The organism is Nostoc sp. (assembly GCF_036917155.1).
GTDB lineage: Bacteria > Cyanobacteriota > Cyanobacteriia > Cyanobacteriales > Nostocaceae > Nostoc.
In genome coordinates this window covers 1-21688 of sequence record NZ_JBALDZ010000079.1, presented here as the reverse complement: position 1 = coordinate 21688, position 21688 = coordinate 1, and the positions used below count along the sequence as shown (strand labels likewise).

The following is a 21688-nucleotide window of genomic DNA, read 5'->3' as shown; positions in this document are numbered from 1 at the left end:
GGGGATTGGGGATTGGGGATTGGGGATTGGGGATTGGTAAATAGGGATTGGGGATTGGGCATTGGGCATTGGGCATTGGGCATTGGGCATTGGGCATTGGGCATTGGGGATTGTGTATGGATCAATAGTTCATCTCCCTCATCTCCCTCATCTCCCCTACTCCCCTACTCCCCACTCCCCATTCCCCTTTCCTTAGGAAATGCATCAAATGTAAACCTATCCGGTAGCGAAGTTTGTGCGCCTGGTTTTGTCGCCGTCAAAGCACCGGCGGCTGCACCCCAAATAACTGCCTGATGTAAAGAAAGTCCTTCAAAAAGTGCTGCCGCTAAACCGCCATTGAAAGCATCGCCTGCGGCTACTGTGTCAACTGCATGAACTGAAAACGCGGGTACAAAAAATTTTTCCTCAGCAGTGGCACAAAAAACACCCTTAGAACCCAATTTGACGATCGCACATTTCACACCCCGTTCCAACAAAACCGCAGCTGCTTTGGCTGCTTGTTCCTCTCCATCCACAGGAAAACCAACCAACTGCGCTGCTTCAACTTCATTCGGTGTAATAATGTCTACTAATGGATACAGTTCATCTGGTAAATTAGATTGTGCGGGTGCAGGGTCAAAAATTACTTTTATGTTTGCATGTCGTGCCACTTGAGCAGCAGCAACCACAGCAGTAATAGGAATTTCTAGTTGTAAAAGTAGTGCTGTAGCTGCTGGTAATAAGTGGGATAATCGCTCTACATCTTCTTGGTTGACGCGCCCATTTGCACCAGGAATGACGACGATTTGATTTTCACCAGTATGACTTACGGTGATGATGGCGACTCCAGAACTAACAGTTTCATCCACAAAAATATTATCAGTCTGCACACCAGATGCTTGCAAATTGTTAACAAGTTCCGTACCAAAATCGTCTGCGCCTACACGCCCAACTATATACGTAGGAATGCCCAATTTTGCTAAGGCTACAGCTTGATTGGCTCCTTTACCTCCCGAAACTTTAAAAAAGTCTTCTCCTAGCAACGTTTCTCCTGCAACTGGCAACCGGGGTGTTGTTGCTACCAAGTCTATATTGATGCTGCCGAAGACGATTATACTCATGGTGCTGATTTTTATTGAGCTTAAATTTATTTTGATTGATATTACAGGATGCGATCGCTGATCGCTCTGCAAACAACCTCATATTTGGAAATTTTTAGCTGTCATCAGTAAACCTCAAATGCCTTAATTAAAAATTCTCTAACAGATTTGACTGCTCCTTTATCTGTCTCATTTTGAGGATGCGGTTCGTGACAAACAGCTTTCACATCATTAATATAGCGGACAAGATTTTGTCCATCAAATTGAACGCTGTATATGTTTTGCTGCTCAACAGGCGATGTCTACGACGGGCTATTCGGCGTCGCTTTGCAGAAAACCTCAAAAACAAAGCGTAGACGCGTAGCGGCTTGTCGTTGGACATTGCGTGTTGTCTAAGAGTGAGCGATCGCCTGGGTAGAATAATAATTTACTAAGCTGTTGCAAATTCTGTAAATTTTCTCACGTCTGGAGGCTGAAAAGCTAACACAATATCGCTGCTATTTACACCTAACTTCATTAATTCAGTCGCTATTCCCTCTTCTGTCCAGTCTTCTTCTATGAAAATTTTTTCATTCTTAATCCGAATATGAACATGAGTATATTTAAGTCTTTTGCTACCTTGCCAATCTACAGTTAACCAGAGATAATGATCGTGATTTTCATCAAATACTAAACAATTTTCAGCAATTTTATCAGGTGATTGACGAGATAAATTATCATATTCAGTTAGCACCTGTTTAATTAACTCTCGATATTGTGTTAATTTATCCATAAAGTAATTTCCTCCCTTTCATTGTTAAAAACAATAAATTCAATTTTCTGAAGTTTAACCACTGCTTGAATAGATTTTATTTGAAAGAAAGTATCAAATACTGTATCTCTGATTGCTAGATAAATTTTATAGTTTTTACTGGCTAGTTGTAAAATATCGCGGTATAAAATATATTGACCTAGAGCATTTTCAAAATCTCTCATGGGAGAAGGACTGATAAAACTCTTAATTTCTACAACTATTTTCCGTCCTTCTTGTTCTGCTAATAAGGCTTTTTCTACAAATAAATCAGCATAAACTTCTGCATCTTCATACTGCAAAAAATAAGGGTCAGCTATAATTTTCCAACCATCTTTAATTAAGGCATTTTGAACAGCATCATGGTAAATGTCCTTTGCTGGCATTTCCTTCGTGGTAATATTGGCTAGATATTAAGTTTAGTTATTCTGATTATACTCACTGGCCAAGAACTTCAATATCTCATCCCCTTAAAATTACACTCCCAAAAAGCGATGTCTTCGACGGGCTATTCGGCGTCGCGTTGCAGAAAACCTCAAAAACAAAGCGATCGCTGTTGTGGAAGAGTGAGTGCGTTAGCGTAGCTTACCGTAGGTATCGCTGTCTGTGTATATTTAACTTAAAAACAAAAAAGTATAATAGTGAGTATCAAACCCATATTTGTTAAAATATCTTTTGTTACTAAAGAGAGAGAAGTTATCTGGTGGACTCTACATTTAACTGGAAACTGGAACAGACTTTACTTGAAAAAGTCATAAATCTGGCTACTCAACGAGGGCAATCTCCTGAATCAATAATCAGTGAAGCTGTTAGGCTATATCTCGAAACCCAATTGCTAGAAACAGTTGATAATGCTGCGTCTGACCCATTAATTGGCTTATTTGCAGGAACATCTGATTTGGCTACAAACTCAGAAGATATTCTCCAACAGGAGATTACTGAAAAATCTGGTTGGACATGGAAATAACCTTAGCAGTAGCTGATACGGGTTTTGTTGTAGCATTGTTGAACCGTTCGGATACAATGCATAGTGTTGTTGCAACAGTATATATACAACAAAAACAAATTCTGTTACCCCAAACAGTATTAGCAGAATTAGCTTATTTGGTAGGACGTAATGCAGGTATAGCGACAGTAGTAGCTTTTTTGCAAGGACTATCTGCGAGTCGATTTAGTTTAGTAGCTTTTACAGAGCAAGATGTAATTCGTGTGGCGGAAATCTTGGATGAGTATGCAGATAGTCGGATTGATTTTGTAGATGCAAGTGTTATGGCTATAGCTGAACGCTATGGTATTAAAAAAATATTTACCTTAGATCAACGAGATTTTAGATTATATCGACCTCAGCACTGCGATAGCTTTGAGATTTTCCCCTAAAGATAAATAATAGTTAACAAAAGAGCGATCGCCTGTTATGCAAGAGTGAGCGATGTCTACGATGGGCTACGCCTACGCCTTACAGAAAACCTCAAAAATAAAGCGTATATGATGGCATTGTAGGCGATCGCATTATTAGCTGCTTGAATTGTCGCACCTGTAAGTTGCAGACGTAATTATTCTAGTTCCCGGATTTCTCACCAGATTTATCAAACCGAAGTGCAGAGGTCGTAGGGGCGGGTTAAGCGAGACATTCGTGAATGATGGATCATATCTGTTAACCCGCCCCTACTGAAGAGTGATAAATGCGGGTAGTTGTAGCTTGGGGTAAACGCAGTGAAACCCAACAAATAAACTATGATCAAGAAGCAGACATGATTTACTAGAGTGCTTTGCATGGTTTCAGCAGAATTAATCTCCACTTTGCGAGAACTTAGTCGAGCAGATAAGTTTTACATTATGCAGGTTTTAATCTCGGAGTTAGCCCAACAGGAAACCGATCTGATTAAGCCCGATCAGTCCTATCCTGTGTGGTCGCCTTATGATGCAGTTGAAGCAGCAGATACTATGTTGAAAGTGCTACAAGCTGCTAAAACTCAAGACCATGCGTAACGCACAACGGTATTCCTTTATCCCGATTGATGTTGCATTGGGCGAAGCCAGTTTCCGCCCCTATCTACCCGTTACTTTGATCTACCAACAAAGTTCTGCGATCGCATCCGGTCTGTTGGATACTGGAGCAAGCGTGAATGTGCTTCCTTATCCAGTGGGAGTTGAGCTTGGTTACGTATGGGAGCAGCAGACAACTGCATTGAGTTTGACAGGTAATTTAGCTCAATACGAGGCGCGTGTCGTGGTTCTTCAGGCAGTAGTTGGGCAATTTGAACCTGTACAACTTGTATTTGCATGGACACAGGCTACAAACGTACCTCTGATTTTGGGGCAAGTTAACTTCTTTATGGAGTTTGATGTTTGTTTCTACCGTTCACATTTACAGTTTGAGATCAGCCCTAAATCGGTAGCGTCAGAGTAGATTTATTATTGCATTTGCCAGCTACCTTACACTTCAGATTAGTGTACGTAAGCCGTTGGTGAGGGACATTATAAAGAGCGATGTCTACGACGGGCTATTCGGCGTCGCCTTGCAGAAAACCTCAAAAATAAAGCGTAGACGCGTAGCGGCTTTCGTCTGTCCACTAAATTGCACTGTTAGGTTCGCATCTGCCAAGATTTTGGATCTCTGCGACCATGAAAAATTGCTGTGACAATTACTCGACTCGAAACAATTCGATAGTACACAGCATACGGAAATCGTCTTACTATTGCTCGTCGAACATCACGGTAGGTAACTGCATAGGATTCTGGCATCTGGCAAATTAGATTCACCGTTTCGTCTACACAGTCTAAAAACTCGTCACCCAGACCAGGTCTCTGGCTCTCGTACCAACTGTGTGCATCATTAAGTTCTTCTCGAACCTCTGGGCGAAACACCAGGACATAATTCATTACTGCCCCTTAATTGATGCTTTGATTTCCTCCCAAGTCAGCACATTATCTGGATTTGAATCATATTCAGCAGTTCGACGATCAAGCTCTTGCTTTTGTGCATCGGTTAAATCAGGGTAAACTTGCTCTGCTGCGATGCTATCCCAAATTGCCTGCACAATACGGATTCTATCTTCAACACTAAGAGTTGCGATTTCGTTCAAAGTAGCTGTGATATCCATGCTGATTAACTGGGAGTGAGGAAGCAACTGGTACACCTTAAATATAGCGGACAAGATTTTGTCTATCAAATCAAACGCTGCATTTGCTTTGATGCCCAACAGTGCGATGTCTACGACGGGCTATTCGGTGTCGCCTTGCAGAAAACCTCAAAAATTAAGCGATACCTACGGTGAGCTACGCTAACGCACTTCATGTTTTAATCAATTCACCAGATATCTTTAAGATTAAGCACAAATTGCGGTAGCACATTTTCTCCTGATAAACTGGCAGGAGATTGCAGTAATTCAACATCTCTAGCGGAGCGATAAATTTCTACTTGCCGATTTTCTAAATCAATTAACCAACCTAATCTAGTACCGTTGTCTCGGTACTCTTGCATTTTATTTTGTAGCCTTATTAAACAATCAGTATCAGAACGCAATTCCACGACAAAATCAGGACATACAGGCGGAAATCCCTCTTTTTGCTCCTGTGTGAGAGAATCCCATCTGTCACCTCTTAACCAAGATGCGTCAGGCGATCGCACTGCCCCATTTGGTAAAATAAACCCAACCGAAGAACCAAAAGCTATACCTAGTGACTCATCACGATTCCACACTCCAAGTTGAGCAGTTAAGTTAGCATTGCGGTTGCTGGTTAAACCTCCTACTAAAGGCATTAGTAGCAATGTGCCATCAGCATTACGCTCAAATCTGATTAATTCATTTATCTGACATAACTGGAAGAATTGCTCATCTGTTATTTGAAGAACAGGAGCAAAGTTGATAGTTAACGCATCCATATAAAAATTTCAACTTGAATATTCCTATAAAAATGCCAAAGGCGAATGCACTTTAGCGAAAAACATATTTAGAATGATTGACTCTAAGTATTGATTACTTTATCCGCAGCACCAGTTAATATTTCATCAATCCAAGCATTTATGCTTTTGCCAGCCTTTTTAGCAGCAATAAATATTTTTCGGTGGTGTTCTGGAGTTGTGCGGAATGGAAGTTTACCAGAGAATGGTTTATCAGGCTCCTCTCCTAGTTCTTCACAGAAAGCAAGATAATCGTCAACAGAAATTTGAAATTCTTGACGCGCTTCGTCTACAGTTTTTGCCTTAAAGGTAATTACGTCATTAATATCTAGGACTTGACCAAAAAGTATTCCCGCTTCTACATCTACTTCTATACTAGCTGTGTATCCTTTATAAATCATCATATTTCAATTCCTGCCTTAATTAAAAATTATCTAACAGATTTGACTGCTCCTTTATCTGTCTCATTTTGAGGATGCGGTTCGTGAAAAACAGCTTTCACATCATTTAATTTCACACGAACCCGCGAACCTCTACCTTGAGTAATATCAGCACCGAGAGCTATAAATAAACTTTCAATATCTTTCCAAAGAATATTAGATGGTACAGGATTTGTAAAAATTAACTCTAAAATCTGACGTTGTTTGTTATTGAGATCCATTTAATCAATACAATTACAGCCATCTTACAGTTAAGTTGAATATAGCCACAGATTTAATGATATCATATTATGATATCGTTGAAAATATAGAAGCGTAGGCGTAGCTGGGGTACACTACATCTCCAAAATTTCCCAAAGTGCGTTAGCGAAGCTCACCGTAGGTATCGCGTTACAGAAAACCTCAAAAATAAAGCCTAGACCTGTAACGGCTTGCTGTTTGTTAGACATCGCTTATTGTGGAAGAGTGAGTGCGATCGCAATGGTTATTCTGATAAACAAGCATATATCAAGCCTGTCTACATTTATTTATAAAATAAAGAAACGCAGTCTGTGTGTCTGTCTGTGTATATTTGACTTAAAGTCCAGAGAAATGGCAGTGTATATTTTATGTCTAATTATCAAGAAGTACTATTGCAAGCTCAAAGCCTAACTCCTGAAGAGCAAATACGCTTAATTGAAGACTTATCAAGCTTAATTCGTCAACAGGTGACTATGACACCTAAGCAAAAGCATAGCATTCTCGAATTACGTGGATTAGGTAAAGAAATCTGGAATGGCATTGATGCTCAAGAATACATTAATCAGGAACGTGATTCATGGAATGGCTAGTCCAGCTACAGGGGCAAATTGTAGGTTTGGATACTGCTCCACTCATTTACTTTATTGAAGAAAATCCTAATTATTTGGATGTTACAGATGCTTTTTTTGAAGCAATGTTTCGTGGTGATTTTAGCGTTGTAACATCAGTTTTGACTATCACGGAAGTGTTAGTCTATCCCTTGCGACAAGGAAACACAGCATTCGCTCAACAATATCGTAAAATTTTATTTAATTCCCAAGGTTTGACTACTATAGAAGTTTTGCCTGACATTGCTGAAAATGCAGCACAATTAAGGGCAAATTATAACTTAAGAACCCCAGATGCTATTCAAATGGCTACTGCTATTCGTGGAGGTGCATCATTTTTCTTGACAAATGATGCGCGGTTGCCGTCTTTACCAGCGTTATCAGTGTTAGTGTTGGATACACTTATAGTTTGAGTCTTTTTTGTATGTTGCGATCGCTTGTTGTAGAAGAGTGAGCGATCGCCGTTGCAGAAAACCCCAAAAATAAAGCGATCGCCTTACAGAAAACCTCAAAAACTAAGCTTAGACGCGTAGCAGCTTGTCGTTAGACATCGCCTGTTATGGAAGAATGTGCGATAGTTTATCTAGGGCGCTTATACTAAGTAAAGCAACCAAAATAGCGATCACCGTACTTCTTTTATTCTTGATACTTAAAAAGTATTTCTAAAATTTTCTTAAGTTCGATAATAGGTAATGGTTGTTGTCGTGAACCTCCGAATAATTGGTGTGTGACACCATAAAAGACATTAGTTGTAATATCTTTTTCTGTGAGAATATCACCTTTTTCTTTTTGCAGGGTTTCTTTATCTTCAAAATCAACATCCCAAACTACTAAAATGTCAACATGACTTATATCTTTTTTATTTGAACTTATGTCTTTATATATGCCATTCAATTCCTTTTTAAATTCTATTAATATGTCTTTTTTTAAACTTCCTCCATTAGCACTAAATATATTTTTATATATTCCTAGCTTATTGTTTTCCGAATACTCTACTTCTTGGCTTTGCTCTAATTGGTATTCATATAGTCCATCATAAACTTGATAGCCAGAAAGAATTTTAAGAAAATACCCTTTTAAAAATTTTTGCGCTACTAATTCAACAAAAAGACTAATTACTTCTTGCTCTTCTACAGGGGGGAAATATTTTTGTGTTAAAATTGAATCAAACCATTTTTTATCTTTAAATATATGAGCAAGTTCTTTTTTAGGATCGTATAGTGGATTATTAATTCTACTGTCACCACCACCTACAATATAGCGTCGATATTTTATAAAGTTTCGTTCTTTTAATATTTCCAAAACTGTCTCAGCTATTTGTTTCATTCGATAAGCACTAATTCCTTTACGACCAGCATCTAACTCTTTACGTATTGACATATCTTTTATGTCAACAATTACTGTGTATGGCAAATAGTTGCTATGCTCAAATGGGTCTAAGCAAACACCAATTGGCATTCCACATATTGCTAACCACAGCCCATGTTCTAACGCAAAATCATAAGAAATACCATCCTCATTTCTAAATCGATCATTATACTGATTAATGTGAGATTTGCTAGTTGCAGAAATAAATATACGGGCTTGTAGTGGATTTCTTGTACCAATTTCTACATATAAACCCGAATTTTCCAGTATTTCTCTCTCTTTTTAGAGATTTACCTGTAACCAGTATCTTGGATATAGTAGATTCTTCTATACCAATACCATTATCTATTATTGTAATAATCCTTTCATCAGGACTTATTTCCAGTGCAATCTTGCCTTCACTAATATTTTCCTCACCAAACTGCTCAATAATTGCATCTGCACTATTTTGTAATAGCTCTGTATAAATATCCCAAATATGTCTGTAACTTGAAATAATACGCTCAATATTAGAACGTATTTGACTTGATTCCTGCTTTGATAACTCTTCTTTTAAAACGTTACTCATATTGAAAACTCCAATATTTGGTAGTAAATACCTATAGAAAGCTAGAGTAAACAAGATGCCTGCCCTAGAAGTACTATTCTATACTCTGGTATTTAAAATTCCAATATTTGGCAGTAAATATCTATAAAAGACAAAATGGAGGCGTTATACCTGCCTAATTCGCACTATTCTATTTCTTCAATCCGCTCTTCAACCTCTTGGTACAGCTCGCAGATGCGGTCTAAATTCTACTCGCTAGTCTCACAATAGGCGCGTACATTCACTTCCAATAAAGTTGTGGCTTTACTAAGCAAAGTTCAACTTTTTGCTGAAGATTACGCCAAAGTCTTGACCCAGGAGTTCGGGTTAACATTCATTAAGTAGTACTTGGAGATTTTCAAAACATCTCCTAACTCACTGCATATTCTGTAAACTGTCTCATAAAAGGAGACTGAAAACCTAACACAATGTCTTCCTTGGGAACTCCCGCAGCTACCAAATTAGCTGCAATATCATCTTCTGTACCATTCCACTGAAGCCAAATTTTCCCACCTTTAATATCAATATGAATAATACAACTATGTACCCAGTCTTGACCTTCCCACCCAACATGAACTATTTGATAATGGTCACGTTCTGTATCAAAAATTGTTTCAACTTCTATATTTCCGTTAGCTGGTTTTTGCTCACTATAATCATGTAATATCTGTTGTACAAGCTGGCGATATCGAGTTAATTTATCCATTGGAAAATCACCTCTTGTTCTACATCATAAATAAGCATTTTCACTTAATTTTCTGCAATCATCTCTTTAGGAAAATCAAGTTGAAAAAATGTTTTATAAGTTGTTAAAGGTACTGCTAAATACAAAACACGCTCCGGTTGCCGCCGTCGTAATGCACCTCTATAATTAATAAACTGTCCTAATGCTGTATGAAATTCTGAAATAGCAGACGACCTCTCTAAAAAACTTTTAACTTCGACTGCAATTTTTTGTCCTTCACGTTCTGCTGCAATCAGCTTTTGGGCGGCTAAATCAATCGAAAGGTTAACTCCTCCCACGCTAATTGTGAGTGGATCGTGAGTAATCTGCCAAGCATCTTTGTGTAAAGCTGTTTTGACAACTTCATGAAAGACATCTTTAGCAGACATACATATCTATAATTATATATTTTATTTTCATTTAGCCGCATTCCATACAATTTGTCAAAACCGTTTTTTATGTAGAGACGTTTTATAGAACGTCCCTACATTTATGAATTAGGGATTATTCTATCCCTTCAATCCGGTCTTCAACTTCTTGGTACAACTCGCGCAGACGATCTAAATTATCCTCGCTAGTCTCCCAATAACCGCGTCCATTCACTTCCAACAAAGTTGATACAATCTTGCGGAAAGAATGGGGATTAAGGTTCAGTAACCGTTTCTGCATTTCTTCATCTTTGATGAAGGTTTCGTTAGTATCCTCATAAATCCAGTTATCCACAGCGCCAGCTGTCGCACTCCAACCCGTTGTATTTACCAACCGCTTGGAGAGTTCGCGCACACCTTCGTAACCGTGAGATAGCATCCCCTCGTACCATTTGGGATTTAACAATTTGGTACGCGCATCTAAACGCACGGTTTCTGATAATGTCCGCACTTGGGCGTTAGCTGTGGTTGTATCTGCAATATAAGATGCTGGTTTTTTACCATCACCCCGCAGACTTGCCACCAGCTTAGTAGGATCTGAATCAAAGTAGTGGGAAACGTCCGTTAAGCTAATCTCGGAAGAATCCAGATTTTGGAAAGTTGCATCAGCAGTTTTCAATGTACTTTCAAAAATCTGCCGGGATTCGTCCATGATTCCGGGGTTATCGGAATTGAAGGAGAAGGATTTCCGGTTGAGATACATTTCCTGCAACTCGGCTTCGCTATCCCAAGTGCTGTTTTCTACCGCCAAGTTGATATTTGACGAGTAGGAACCAGAAGCGTTGGAGAAAACGCGCGTTGCTGCTTGACGCAGATTAATCCCCATATCTTGGGCTTGTTGCAAAGCGTGTTTGCGAACAAAGTTCATTTCTAAGGGTTCATCTGCCTCAGCCGCCATCTTCACGCCTTGGTCTAGCAGGTTCATTTGGTTGATGAACAAGTCGCGGAATACACCAGAACAGTTGATTACTACATCAATTCTGGGTCGTCCCAACTCTTCTAAAGATATCAATTCCAACTTGTTCACCCGTCCCAAGGCATCGGGAACTGGACGCACGCCCACCATCCACATAATTTGGGCTAGGGATTCGCCGTAAGTTTTGATGTTATCGGTTCCCCAGAGGACGCAGGCGATAGTTTCTGGCCATTTTCCATCATTTTCAGCCTTGTTACGGATCAAGAGCCTGTCTACGACAATTTTGGCTGATTGTACTGCTGCTGTTGTGGGGATGGATTGCGGATCGAGAGCATGGATATTCTTACCCGTAGGTAATACATCCGGGTTACGGATGGGATCGCCACCAGGGCCGGGTAGAATGTATTCACCTTCCAAGCCTCTGAGTAATGCTCCTAGTTCGTTGTCGGCACAAACTTGTTGCAGGCAGAATTCCAAATACTCAAGTAGGGGTTTTAGGGCCGCGGTGTCAACTTTAGGATAACCTGCTTTATGCAATGCTTCTACCCAAGGTTCTTTTTTGCCCATGTTGAAGAAATTCAACCGAGAAACCAGAGAAACTCGTCCTTCGGCGTCGATTTGCTCTTGAACAAGGGCGGTAACTGCCGCACGGGTTGCCAAAGTGATATCTTGCAATAACTGAACATCTTCTAAAATGCCTCTGTCGTTATTTTGGTAAATATCGTCAATGTTACGCCCAATGCTGTTAGCGATAATTCCCGGTAAGCCTTGAAGTTCTTCTTCCTGACGATCCAGACTAGCAATGTTGACGAGAGTTGCGATCGCTTCTTCTGCACTTGGCGGTTTACCAATGACGTGCAAACCACAAGGCAACAACCGCGACTCAATTTCCATCAACTTGCGGTAGACGTTACCAACAATATTATCGCGATCGTCGGTACTCATGTCTCTGGCATCGGTTTCTGGCAGGTTAATATCCTTATCCAGATTCACGATTCGGCATTTATCCATGATGCTGTTGACAATGGAAACACCGCGTCCACTATCTTTCAAGGTTTGGTAGGAAGCGATTAATTCGCTGAGTTCCTTCAAGCCTTTATACAAACCAGCATTTTCTGCAGGCGGTGTCAAGTAAGAAATTGTTTCGGCATAACTCCGGCGTTTGGCAATTGTCGCCTCACTCGGATTATTGGCTGCATAGTAATATAGGTTGGGAATTGAGCCAATTAAGTTATCTGGATAACAGTCACCAGACATCCCCATCTGTTTACCTGGCATGAATTCCAAGGAACCGTGTGTACCAAAGTGCAGTACAGCATCAGCTTTCCAAACTTGCTCTAGGTAAGTGTAGTAGGCAGCAAAACCGTGGTGAGGACTAGCTGAACGGGAGAATAACAGCCGCATCGGATCGCCTTCGTAACCAAATGTGGGTTGCACACCGATGAAAACGTTACCGAATTGCTTACCATAAATCAGCAGATTTTGCCCGTCGCTGTTGAGATGTCCAGGAGGTGGGCCCCAGTTTTCCTCTAAGCGGTGAGAGTAGGGAGTCAGCGCCTCATACTCAGGAACCGACATTTTGTAAGCAATGTTCAATTCTGGGCTGTTGTACTGCGCTTGAGCGTCATGGATGACTTCTTGCATCAACGCTTCGGCTGATTCTGGCAATTCTGGTAAGTCGTAGCCGTTATTTTTCAGTGCTTTCATCACCTCGTAGATGGAACCGAATACATCCAAGTAAGCGGCGGTTCCCACGTTGCCTTTATCTGGCGGAAAGCTGAAAACAGTGATAGCGACTTTTTTATCCAGCTTCGGTTTGCGGCGGAGATTAGCCCATTTTAAGGCGCGTTCGGCTACAGCTTCCACCCGATCGCGCAGTGCGATCGCTTTGCCTGTAGTTCCATCTCTACCCGATAATATAATCGGCTCAATTGCTCCATCCAATTCGGGAATCGCAATTTGCAAAGCTACTTGAATTGGATGTAACCCCAAATCGCTATCCATCCACTCTTCTGTGGTTTGGAATACTAAGGGTAACGCCACCATGTAAGGACGGTTTAAGCGTTTGAGTGACTCAATTGCTTTGGGATGATCTTGTCTGGCTGGGCCACCCACTAAAGCAAAACCAGTCAGCGAGATCACTGCATCTACTAACTGTATCTTGGTAATTGGTTCGTAGAAGTAAGCATCCACAGGCTTGGAGAAATCCAAACCACCAGCAAACACAGGTAGTACCCGTGCGCCTAGTGCTTCCAACTCCTGCACCATTGCTATATAATGGGCATCATCCCCTGTAACTAGGTGGGTGCGTTGCAATACCAACCCGACACAAGGAGCTAAGGGATCTTTTAGATCGCTAGAAATATCCTTACGAGCTGTATACCAATTGAGGTACTCTCTGACATCCTCAAACATACTAGGAGCCAAAGGATGCCAAATCCCTAAATCGGGATAAACCACCGGCTGTTCGTATGTAGAAGGTGCAAAATTTTGTTTTTCTAAACCTTTAAATACATATTTATCAGCTAGCATCAACAAGAAGTTTTCCAGATTTTCTGGAGAACCACCTAGCCAATACTGAAAACTGAGCATGAAATTTCGGGCATCCTGTGCCTTATCCATCGGTAAAAACTTCAGCACTTGCGGCAGGGTTCGCAAAAGCTTTAGCATCCCATCTTGGAATCCCGCACCGGATTTTTCTTTGCGTTTCCGCATGAATTGGGCGATCGCGCTTTTTGACTGACCCAACTGTGCCAGAGAAAAGCTGCCCATTTTATTCAGGCGCATTACTTCTGGCATTGAGGGAAATACAACGGAAACGTCCAGATGATCGCGGTGTGGTTCTACTGCTGCTACTACTTTCTGTGCTAAGTCTTCGATGAAAATGAGGGAAGCGATGAAGATATTCGCACTCTCAATTTCTCGTTTGAACTCCTCGTAATTCTCAGGGTCGCGGAGTTCCTCAATCAAGTACCCGCTGATTTCAATCGCCAAGTTGGGATTGTTCGCGTTAATCGTGCGAACCGCTTGCGACAATGCGCTCTGGTACTGGGACTCAAGCACGACATAGACCACCTTGATTAAACTACGTCCGCGTAAGTTATCAGGCGCAATGTGTCTAATGGTGGACTTGACGTGTGTGAACATGCTTCTTCGGCTCCTTTGATGCGTGTTCTCTGAAGGAAGTTCCTAGCGGCATCATCAGCCACAGGTAACTTGTGATCTTTTAGGCAATATCTGTTTTTTATCAGAAAACGCTTGCCCAGTAGGCATTTTATCGCCTATATGACACAAATCGATATAAAAAACGAAATATTTCTTCGTAATTGTTGACTTTATCTAAAAGTATTAGCTCACAATAATGTAAATTATTATTTACATTGATAGTTGACTATTTAGTTATTAATGCTATTAAATATATTCTCTGAGAAGAGAGATTTTGAATGTCTGTTCTCAAAATCATCGAGTAACAGTTTAGAAAAACTCACGGCTATTTTGATAAAAAACCCCGCTTTCCGATAGCGGGGAAATTTAAGTTTAAAAAACTAGATAGAAAAGATTAAGGTTGGGAACCAGGAGCATTACCATTCACAACAGCACTTGCTATCCAATTATTAGTACCAGCAATGCGATACCAACGGCGATCGGGCTTACCTGTCCAAGTATCTGCTACGGAATCGCCATATTTCCATCCATCAAAATTAACTCTTACAGTACCCCCCAATCTTCCAACAATTGAAGCAGATATGGAAGTGCCAGAGCGCACATTAACTCCAGCAGGAGCAGTAACTCCACTGAAATTGACATGGGTCAAGTCGTCACTAACAAGACCATTTCTGGAAGTGTATGTCCCACGCGTCATAGTTGCAACTTGATAACCATCCACAACTAGGTTGCGGCTTGGGAAATTTATATGAAGATGGGGACCTGTAGATATCGCACACTTAGGATCATTAGGAGTGTCAGCAGCTACTACACCTATCTGTTCGTAGCGCTTTTACCTGCTTGCCAAGGAAAGCTCCAATCTGCCGCCATAGCTGGTGTACTACAGCAGAACACATCAGGATTACAGCAGGAAACGCGATCGATTTTAACTTTGCTCCAATTTTTAATTGATATTTGTTCATCATTATTTTATCCGTATATTTTGTAGTTTTTATTGTCATTAATCTAAGTATCTGCTAATTAAAAGCTAACTAGCTTCTGGTAAGCGTCAGGAATTATGCTAGGATTACATCAGTAAAAATTATCACCATCGTAAATGTAGTCATGCCATCCAGCAATGAACCGTTCACGCAAGCAGCGAATAGCTGGGACTTGGAAACCCTTTATTCTGATTTGTCATCAGTGAAAGGTAAGTGTTTGACACCAGTGGAAAAGCGACACTTGCGGGGTTTGCTTTGTGGCTGTAGTCCGGCTGAAATAGCTGATAAACTGGGTAAAAATGGCAAGGGTGTAGAAACTGACCTCTGTGCAACCGTATACAGGTATGTAAAAAGTCTGTTGGATAAGTCTGATGAAAAGTTAGAAAATTGGCGAAATATTTCTGAATGGCTTGATGACGCAGGGTATAAAAATCAGTCGATAAAGGTTCCAGGTTTAGATTTATCGCCTGATAAAGCAGTAGTTAATGTAACTAATATAAATATTGAAAATAATCAATTAGTTATTGGTATTAAAGTTTGTATTCCCACTTCAGAAAATCCAGATTCTTTGGAAGATGAATTCAATAATTTAGATAATTATAAAAGCAATTAGTATTTATATTCTGCCGAAACCAGACCATGCTTGATAAGCAAACAGGTAAAAATGAAGTATATAATTTCTCGTCATGCACAGACAGAGATGGAGCGAAGAAATATATCTAAAGCTGTAGTTGAATCCGTTCTGAATGCTCCTGGGCAAGTAGTGTCAGAAAAGGAAGGTAGAAAAGTCTACCAGTCAAAAATTGACTTTGGTAGTGGGAAAATATTCTTGCTACGCGTTATCGTAGTAGATGATGTTGATCCCGCAGTTGTAATAACCGTATATAAAACTAGTAAAATCGAAAAATACTGGAGAGAACTATGAAAATTACCTATGACCCAGAAGTAGATATATTAAGAATTATATTGAGTGATGTACCCATAGAAGATAGTGACGAAGAAAAGCCAGGGGTAATTTTAGATTACGACGAAGATGGAAATATTATCGCCCTAGAAATATTAGACGCTTCTAAAAGAATCGATAATCCACGTTCCCTAGAGTATTCGATTTCTACATAATAGAGGTTTGAGAGGGTTAGCGTAGGGAGCATCCTGTTTTGGCGGATCGCCCTGCGCTAAGGCGCACGCTACGCGAACAGACTAGAAGTCTGGGGCTATACAAACAAAACCCGCCTACGCGGGTTTCAGAGAGTCCGCGCAGGCGGACGAAAGTTTGTGTAGCCGCGATTTCCAATCGCCCGGTGTTTCTTCCAAAAGTGGATGCTCCCGTTAGCGTACAGCTAGCTTTTCGTATCTTTGAAGCGATCCTGTTTTAAGCACAGACACTAAGACACAAAGATCAAAATATCTAACCTTCCCACACCATCCAAACCAACATTCCCAATAGTATTTCCACTGGCGGAACTGTATAATTATTCAAATCAATACTCAGTATTTGCCCTTCTAATTTCAAAAATCGCCAAGCCGTACCGCTGCTGACGCTACCATAAATTGTCTTAATCGGTATATTATTGATTTCATTAAACTTTTGCGCGGCAATCATTTCTGCTGCACATTGCCCTAAACCAGGTTTTAAATCACCTTTTTTTGCTTCAATAATTACGATCACAGGAGCTTCAATAAATATTTGTTCGGGTGAGCGGCTAATTAAAAAATCACATACTCCACTTAAGCCTAATTCTGATGCGACAGTAAAATCTTCACCCGAAAAAAAGCTGACTTTACGTTCCAGAATTTTCCGAACTTCTACGAGGATAGGACTAATAATTAACTCTGAGCGAGCTTTTTCTGAGCCTGTTGCTGTTGCTAGTGGTAGTCCTTCGTTTAGTGCTTCTTTGAGGTAAATACTAGGTTCTATGGACTGGGTTTCAGGTAAAAACCGTCCATTTTCAACCATAGTTAAGTTCAAGTCGCGTTTGACTTCTGACAGCGAATTTATCAGCTAGCATCAACAAGAAGTTTTCCAGATTTTCTGGAGAACCACCTAGCCAATACTGAAAACTGAGCATGAAATTTCGGGCATCCTGTGCCTTATCCATCGGTAAAAACTTCAGCACTTGCGGCAGGGTTCGCAAAAGCTTTAGCATCCCATCTTGGAATCCCGCACCGGATTTTTCTTTGCGTTTCCGCATGAATTGGGCGATCGCGCTTTTTGACTGACCCAACTGTGCCAGAGAAAAGCTGCCCATTTTATTCAGGCGCATTACTTCTGGCATTGAGGGAAATACAACGGAAACGTCCAGATGATCGCGGTGTGGTTCTACTGCTGCTACTACTTTCTGTGCTAAGTCTTCGATGAAAATGAGGGAAGCGATGAAGATATTCGCATTCTCAATTTCTCGTTTGAACTCCTCGTAATTCTCAGGGTCTTAATGGTTAAATAACTATTTAGCTATATTAGCGTTACTTTGACAAGCCCATTTGATTCCCAATTCGACTTGTGTATACATGGTAGCCTTTATAAGGGTGGATTAAGGAGGGTAAAGGATGTACTCTATTTAGATGCCAAACGCTGTATAGGTCAGGGCGGCCGCATCATGTCAATAAGTAAAGTCTATTCTCAATAGAGTTAAGAATAATATCATTAACTTTTGCTTATTGCGAAAAAATTAGGTGATCGCTTTGGGGCTTAAAAAATAATTAAACGCGAAATCCTGATTTTTTCGTTGGTTCTTAACCTTCGTTGTGATCAAGAGTAATTTAGATGCGTTTGCCCTGCTGTATAGGTAAAAATGTAGGACTCAAGATAATTATTAAAGAGTTTCTATTTCCTGCCTCAATACCCATAAATTTATACTTCATACAGAAGAAACTTTATTAAAGAGAAAGATTGACTTGTAGCCCCTGCGTTCAAATTAAAGGCAGATAATATTTAGACATTTTAAGGTAATTCTCAGCGGAAATTAATTTAATTACCAATAAATGCATTTAGATTATTATTAGACCAAGATTCGTAGAGTTAAGGGGTCGATAAAATAAAAATATTTAGCAATCTTTTTGGAATGGCTGCACTTTTCACTGTAGGTATGCAACAGAGGTAAGTTCAAATCAGCTATAACTAAAGATGTCGCGGTTGACAGTAACTTTACATTTAGCAGTCTGATTTTATTGATCAAGCCTTATTAAACACATCAAGCGCAACCAGAACAGTGAAGCAAATCATAAAAGTTTGGATAAGTATAGATCCATTTTCCTTACAGTCACGCCTCACCATTGGTATTGCAGCATTTTCAGCTTTGGTATTAGGTAGTCTCGCTACATGGACTAGCTGGAAAATGCAGCAAATTTTAGTTGATAGTCATAAATATAATATAGAAGAAATAGCCAAGCGCTTGCCGCAAGATGTGCAAATTTATAGTGAAATGATGCAACTTGAAACTGGGTTGCAAAAGGCTATTAATAATTTGGGAAATAGCAACACATTATTATGGCTAAAAAGTCCTGATAATAAAATTTTAGTAAAATCTGCCAATTTAAATTTATTATCTGGTACTACGGTTACTGAGTTAATGTCCCTGACTAAGATGCCGATTAAAGCACAAGTTTACAAAGTAAACCAAAGCTATTTTGTTTTATGTGGTAGTTCTGTGCAAGTGCAGGGGAAGTTTATCGGTGAGCTATTTGTAGTTAAGGATATTACCCGCGAACAGAAAATGTTTGTGGGAATGGTGCAGAATTTAGGTATTACTAGTATTTTGGCAATTATTGTTTTAACTGCTGCGATCGCATTTTATATCAAACGTTCTCTGCAACCCCTACGCCAGCTAAATCAAATGACTTCTGTGATTTCCGCTGAAGATTTAGGACAAGCACAGCTATATCTTGATAATGCACCCAGCGAAGTTAAAGAATTAGCTCAAACTTTAAACATGCTGTTATCACGCCTCTCCCAATCGTGGGAGCAAGAGCGAGAATTTGTGAGTAATGTTTCTCATGAGCTACGCACACCTTTAACAATTGTACATGGTTATTTGCAAAGCGTCTTACGAAGGCAGAATAACTTAACCCAAACCCAGCAAGAAGCTTTAGAAACTGCGGCATCAGAAGCGGAACGCACTATCCGCTTGTTGCAAGATTTACTTGATTTGGCACGAGCCGATAGTGGTTATTTATACTTTCAGATGAAATCTTATGTACTCAATGAATTGGTTGAAGAAGTTGTAATGATGGCAGAAAAATATAGCGATCGCACAATTACAATTGAGTCAAAGATTTATCCAATTGAGATCAAAGCAGACTACAGTCGTCTCAAACAAGTGTTATTAAACTTAATTGATAATGCTGTTAAGTATTCTGAAGCTGATACACCCATAAGTTTTAAGTTAAATCAGGTTCAAGACAAGGCAATTATTCAAGTTTGTGACAAAGGCTATGGCATTCCTTTACAACACCAAGCACGGATATTTGAGAGGTTTTACCGTGTAGATGAATCTCGCTCTCATACTACTGGGGGTTGTGGTTTGGGTTTATCGATTGTCAAGACACTTATAGAAGGTATGGGGGGTAGTGTCAGTGTGCAATCTAAATTAGGGGAAGGTAGTATATTTACAATCAGTTTACCTACATATAGCAGTCCTATCTGATTTGCTCTCCACCGAGAGGAGCAGATCCCCGACTTATTGAAAAAGTCGGGGATCTTTTAGTTCGTGACCGAAAACGACTCATGATACAGAGCAACTAAATTTATTTATGGGGATCATTAATGCAAGAATTTTGTTAGCGCAGCATTATACCATTTCTTTGTGAGGCTGCGCCAAATGTTCTTTCTTTGCGTACTTGGCGGTTCGTTCCTCATGTAGTTTGGCGCATCTTCATACAGAATTAGTATTAGCGAATCTGTGAGCGTCATTTTGAATTTTGAATTCGGAGCGTTCGCCCTTGGCGTCTCGTAGAGAAGCGACGTGACCGAAAAGGGTGTGGGGTGTGGGGTGTAGGGTGTAGGAAAAGAAGGTTATCCCACACCCAACGGGTACAAGCCCCTATTTTTAAATATGGAAAAAGAAAAAGATGTATTTTGAGACACGTATGTGCAAGAAATACAGCGTCCCTTTTGAAACCCCTGATTTTAATTATGGGGTTCCCTACACCCTACACCCTATCCCCTACACCCTGTTCATTCATTTAGGATTGCTATATAGCATTTATATCTGATTTATGAAAATCGAAAGATTTAGATTCTCGACTTCTTGATTTGATAGCAGACATAGTGTATATGACAGAAAAACTTTGTTTTGAATTTTGAATTATTAATCTAACATTACCTGCTTTAGGAGCAAAAATATGACAGCACATATCCTTTTGGTAGAAGATGAAGTCAAACTGGCGCGATTTGTCGAATTAGAACTTAGTAGCGAAGGATACAAAGTTAGTGTAGCCCATGATGGTATTGCTGGTTTAACTCTAGCCCGAGACTCATCACCGGATTTAGCGATTCTGGATTGGATGCTTCCAGGCTTGACAGGTTTGGAAATTTGTCGCCGTTTGCGGGCAACAGGGAGTACAGTACCAGTGATTTTGTTAACAGCAAAAGATGAAGTGAGCGATCGCGTGGCAGGATTAGATGCAGGAGCCGATGATTATGTAGTTAAACCCTTCAGCATTGAGGAACTATTAGCTAGAATTCGCGCCCATCTCCGCCGCACCCAAGAAACAGACGAGGATTTGTTGCAATTTGAAGATTTAAGCCTAAATCGCCGCACCCGTGAAGTATTTCGGGAAAAACGAAGCATTGAGTTAACAGCAAAAGAGTTTGACTTATTAGAATATCTCCTTTCATATCCCCGTCAAGTGTTTACTAGAGATCAAATTTTAGAGAAGGTTTGGGGTTACGATTTCATGGGTGATTCTAATATTATTGAGGTTTATATTCGTTATCTGCGACTCAAGTTGGAAGAAAATAATGAAAAGCGTTTGATTCATACAGTCCGTGGTGTAGGCTATGCACTACGGGAATAATCCTAATGACTTGGTGATTTTGATAAAAAGCAAATTAAATACAAAATAAGGATCATGAAGAAAAAATGGGCTGTTAAACGACTGACAGTAAATCTCACAACCGAGGAAATGAAGAAACTTGAACGCTACTGTGCTTTTACAGGAAGGCCAGCAACAGATGTCATTCGAGAACTGCTCCGAAGTCTTGAGGTTGACAATGCGGAAAACTCTGAAAAGGAAACAGCAGACTCAGCAATAACTGTTGGCAGTTAAGTAAGTCGGTGCTAATGTTTCCAGCTATGTTAAGGAATTTTAATGTCGGGTGTGTTGTCGCCAAGCGCCGCACCGTCAACAATCTCAGGTGCGTTGCTATTTGGACTTTGGACAAAAAGAAGAAGTTCGCGAGTGTGACTCGCGAAATAAAAACTACGCATCATAAATTACACCAGTTATTTTTCAAACTGAG

Annotated in this window: 29 protein-coding genes and 1 pseudogene; 14 read left to right on the top strand and 16 right to left on the bottom strand. The window is 40.1% G+C overall.

The genetic code is table 11. The annotated features are described in order from the left end of the window. Positions 1-164 precede the first annotated feature (164 nt). The 3 genes from rbsK to V7K67_RS11640 form a co-directional block, all read right to left on the bottom strand. On the bottom strand, positions 165-1100 hold the full coding sequence (gene rbsK, locus V7K67_RS11650; protein WP_335166621.1) for a ribokinase: 936 nt from the start codon (positions 1098-1100) through the stop codon (positions 165-167). A gap of 409 nt (positions 1101-1509) precedes the next feature. Continuing rightward, entirely contained in the window at positions 1510-1851 is a 342-nt protein-coding gene (locus V7K67_RS11645) for a XisI protein (protein WP_334719922.1), read from the bottom strand. After that, positions 1839-2255: a XisH family protein gene (locus V7K67_RS11640; protein WP_335166619.1), complete on the bottom strand. Its 417-nt coding sequence runs from the start codon at positions 2253-2255 to the stop codon at positions 1839-1841. Before V7K67_RS11640 ends, V7K67_RS11645 begins: the two co-directional genes overlap by 13 nt. A 317-nt stretch (positions 2256-2572) precedes the next feature. On the opposite strand from V7K67_RS11640, the gene V7K67_RS11635 reads away from it, so the two are divergent. The 4 genes from V7K67_RS11635 to V7K67_RS11620 all read left to right on the top strand — a co-directional run bounded on the left by V7K67_RS11635 (position 2573) and on the right by V7K67_RS11620 (position 4279). After that, positions 2573-2836 (top strand): CopG family transcriptional regulator, encoded by a 264-nt coding sequence (locus V7K67_RS11635; protein WP_335166617.1) that lies wholly within the window; start codon positions 2573-2575, stop codon positions 2834-2836. After that, positions 2827-3246: a type II toxin-antitoxin system VapC family toxin gene (locus V7K67_RS11630; protein WP_335166615.1), complete on the top strand. Its 420-nt coding sequence runs from the start codon at positions 2827-2829 to the stop codon at positions 3244-3246. Before V7K67_RS11635 ends, V7K67_RS11630 begins: the two co-directional genes overlap by 10 nt. 396 nt (positions 3247-3642) lie before the next feature. Further along, positions 3643-3858 (top strand): hypothetical protein, encoded by a 216-nt coding sequence (locus V7K67_RS11625; RefSeq protein WP_162400202.1) that lies wholly within the window; start codon positions 3643-3645, stop codon positions 3856-3858. Beyond that, positions 3851-4279 carry a hypothetical protein gene (locus V7K67_RS11620; protein WP_335166613.1) on the top strand — a complete coding sequence of 143 codons (429 nt, stop codon included), beginning with the start codon at positions 3851-3853 and terminating at the stop codon, positions 4277-4279. The genes V7K67_RS11625 and V7K67_RS11620 overlap by 8 nt, the downstream gene beginning before the upstream one ends. A gap of 176 nt (positions 4280-4455) precedes the next feature. On the opposite strand, the gene V7K67_RS11615 is transcribed toward V7K67_RS11620, so the two are convergent. Then, complete coding sequence (locus V7K67_RS11615; protein ID WP_334730489.1) at positions 4456-4752, bottom strand: type II toxin-antitoxin system RelE/ParE family toxin; 297 nt, start codon at positions 4750-4752, stop codon at positions 4456-4458. After that, the gene (locus V7K67_RS11610; protein WP_334730488.1) at positions 4752-4973 is read right to left on the bottom strand and encodes an addiction module protein; all 222 of its coding nucleotides are present in this window, start codon (positions 4971-4973) and stop codon (positions 4752-4754) included. The genes V7K67_RS11615 and V7K67_RS11610 overlap by 1 nt, the downstream gene beginning before the upstream one ends. Before the next feature lie 15 nt (positions 4974-4988). Here V7K67_RS11610 and V7K67_RS11605 point away from each other — a divergent pair, with 15 nt between their 5' ends. Next, complete coding sequence (locus V7K67_RS11605; RefSeq protein WP_334730487.1) at positions 4989-5147, top strand: hypothetical protein; 159 nt, start codon at positions 4989-4991, stop codon at positions 5145-5147. 32 nt (positions 5148-5179) lie between these two features. Here V7K67_RS11605 and V7K67_RS11600 read toward each other — a convergent pair whose 3' ends face one another. From V7K67_RS11600 to V7K67_RS11590, 3 genes are all read right to left on the bottom strand, one after another. Then, a complete protein-coding gene (locus V7K67_RS11600) occupies positions 5180-5755 on the bottom strand; it encodes a Uma2 family endonuclease (RefSeq protein WP_334730486.1) in 576 nt (191 codons plus the stop codon). A gap of 83 nt (positions 5756-5838) precedes the next feature. Continuing rightward, complete coding sequence (locus V7K67_RS11595) at positions 5839-6174, bottom strand: type II toxin-antitoxin system HicB family antitoxin (protein ID WP_335166759.1); 336 nt, start codon at positions 6172-6174, stop codon at positions 5839-5841. 29 nt (positions 6175-6203) lie between these two features. Beyond that, positions 6204-6434, bottom strand: a complete 231-nt coding sequence (locus V7K67_RS11590) for a type II toxin-antitoxin system HicA family toxin (protein ID WP_335166610.1) — start codon at positions 6432-6434, stop codon at positions 6204-6206. A 387-nt stretch (positions 6435-6821) separates the two neighbouring features. Between V7K67_RS11590 and V7K67_RS11585 the strand changes: the two genes are divergently transcribed. Both V7K67_RS11585 and V7K67_RS11580 read left to right on the top strand, forming a co-directional pair. Next, complete coding sequence (locus V7K67_RS11585) at positions 6822-7043, top strand: hypothetical protein (RefSeq protein ID WP_334730484.1); 222 nt, start codon at positions 6822-6824, stop codon at positions 7041-7043. Continuing rightward, positions 7031-7474: a type II toxin-antitoxin system VapC family toxin gene (locus V7K67_RS11580; RefSeq protein WP_335166609.1), complete on the top strand. Its 444-nt coding sequence runs from the start codon at positions 7031-7033 to the stop codon at positions 7472-7474. The genes V7K67_RS11585 and V7K67_RS11580 overlap by 13 nt, the downstream gene beginning before the upstream one ends. 223 nt (positions 7475-7697) lie before the next feature. Here the strand turns inward: V7K67_RS11580 and V7K67_RS11575 are convergent, their stop codons facing one another. The 6 genes from V7K67_RS11575 to V7K67_RS11550 all read right to left on the bottom strand — a co-directional run bounded on the left by V7K67_RS11575 (position 7698) and on the right by V7K67_RS11550 (position 14945). Further along, on the bottom strand, positions 7698-8519 hold the full coding sequence (locus tag V7K67_RS11575; RefSeq protein WP_335166608.1) for a hypothetical protein: 822 nt from the start codon (positions 8517-8519) through the stop codon (positions 7698-7700). A 100-nt stretch (positions 8520-8619) separates the two neighbouring features. After that, the gene (locus V7K67_RS11570) at positions 8620-8997 is read right to left on the bottom strand and encodes a hypothetical protein (RefSeq protein WP_335166606.1); all 378 of its coding nucleotides are present in this window, start codon (positions 8995-8997) and stop codon (positions 8620-8622) included. A gap of 388 nt (positions 8998-9385) precedes the next feature. Then, positions 9386-9721 carry a XisI protein gene (locus tag V7K67_RS11565; RefSeq protein WP_194003987.1) on the bottom strand — a complete coding sequence of 112 codons (336 nt, stop codon included), beginning with the start codon at positions 9719-9721 and terminating at the stop codon, positions 9386-9388. 44 nt (positions 9722-9765) lie between these two features. Beyond that, positions 9766-10128 (bottom strand): XisH family protein, encoded by a 363-nt coding sequence (locus V7K67_RS11560; RefSeq protein ID WP_335166604.1) that lies wholly within the window; start codon positions 10126-10128, stop codon positions 9766-9768. Between the two features lie 115 nt (positions 10129-10243). After that, positions 10244-14230 (bottom strand): magnesium chelatase subunit H, encoded by a 3987-nt coding sequence (locus V7K67_RS11555; protein WP_335166602.1) that lies wholly within the window; start codon positions 14228-14230, stop codon positions 10244-10246. A gap of 412 nt (positions 14231-14642) precedes the next feature. Continuing rightward, positions 14643-14945 (bottom strand): hypothetical protein, encoded by a 303-nt coding sequence (locus tag V7K67_RS11550; RefSeq protein ID WP_335166600.1) that lies wholly within the window; start codon positions 14943-14945, stop codon positions 14643-14645. Positions 14946-15002: 57 nt separating this feature from the next. On the opposite strand from V7K67_RS11550, the gene V7K67_RS11545 reads away from it, so the two are divergent. The 4 genes from V7K67_RS11545 to V7K67_RS11530 all read left to right on the top strand — a co-directional run bounded on the left by V7K67_RS11545 (position 15003) and on the right by V7K67_RS11530 (position 16347). Beyond that, positions 15003-15236, top strand: coding sequence for a hypothetical protein (locus V7K67_RS11545; RefSeq protein ID WP_335166598.1), 234 nt, complete (start codon positions 15003-15005; stop codon positions 15234-15236). Between the two features lie 116 nt (positions 15237-15352). After that, a complete protein-coding gene (locus tag V7K67_RS11540) occupies positions 15353-15841 on the top strand; it encodes a helix-turn-helix transcriptional regulator (protein ID WP_334730476.1) in 489 nt (162 codons plus the stop codon). A 51-nt stretch (positions 15842-15892) separates the two neighbouring features. Beyond that, positions 15893-16153 (top strand): DUF4258 domain-containing protein, encoded by a 261-nt coding sequence (locus V7K67_RS11535; protein WP_334730475.1) that lies wholly within the window; start codon positions 15893-15895, stop codon positions 16151-16153. Further along, positions 16150-16347, top strand: coding sequence for a DUF2283 domain-containing protein (locus V7K67_RS11530; RefSeq protein ID WP_292724987.1), 198 nt, complete (start codon positions 16150-16152; stop codon positions 16345-16347). The genes V7K67_RS11535 and V7K67_RS11530 overlap by 4 nt, the downstream gene beginning before the upstream one ends. Before the next feature lie 289 nt (positions 16348-16636). Here V7K67_RS11530 and V7K67_RS11525 read toward each other — a convergent pair whose 3' ends face one another. After that, a complete protein-coding gene (locus V7K67_RS11525) occupies positions 16637-17185 on the bottom strand; it encodes a hypothetical protein (protein ID WP_335166757.1) in 549 nt (182 codons plus the stop codon). A gap of 25 nt (positions 17186-17210) precedes the next feature. After that, positions 17211-17657: pseudogene (locus V7K67_RS11520) on the bottom strand (DUF3479 domain-containing protein); the annotation flags it as partial. Between the two features lie 780 nt (positions 17658-18437). On the opposite strand from V7K67_RS11520, the gene V7K67_RS11515 reads away from it, so the two are divergent. The 3 genes from V7K67_RS11515 (at position 18438) to V7K67_RS11505 (ending at position 21495) form a co-directional block, all read left to right on the top strand. Continuing rightward, positions 18438-19871, top strand: coding sequence for a sensor histidine kinase (locus tag V7K67_RS11515; RefSeq protein WP_335166596.1), 1434 nt, complete (start codon positions 18438-18440; stop codon positions 19869-19871). A gap of 697 nt (positions 19872-20568) precedes the next feature. After that, positions 20569-21243, top strand: coding sequence for a response regulator transcription factor (locus V7K67_RS11510; RefSeq protein ID WP_334730473.1), 675 nt, complete (start codon positions 20569-20571; stop codon positions 21241-21243). A gap of 54 nt (positions 21244-21297) precedes the next feature. Beyond that, a complete protein-coding gene (locus tag V7K67_RS11505) occupies positions 21298-21495 on the top strand; it encodes a CopG family transcriptional regulator (protein WP_334708702.1) in 198 nt (65 codons plus the stop codon). Positions 21496-21688: the final 193 nt, after the last annotated feature.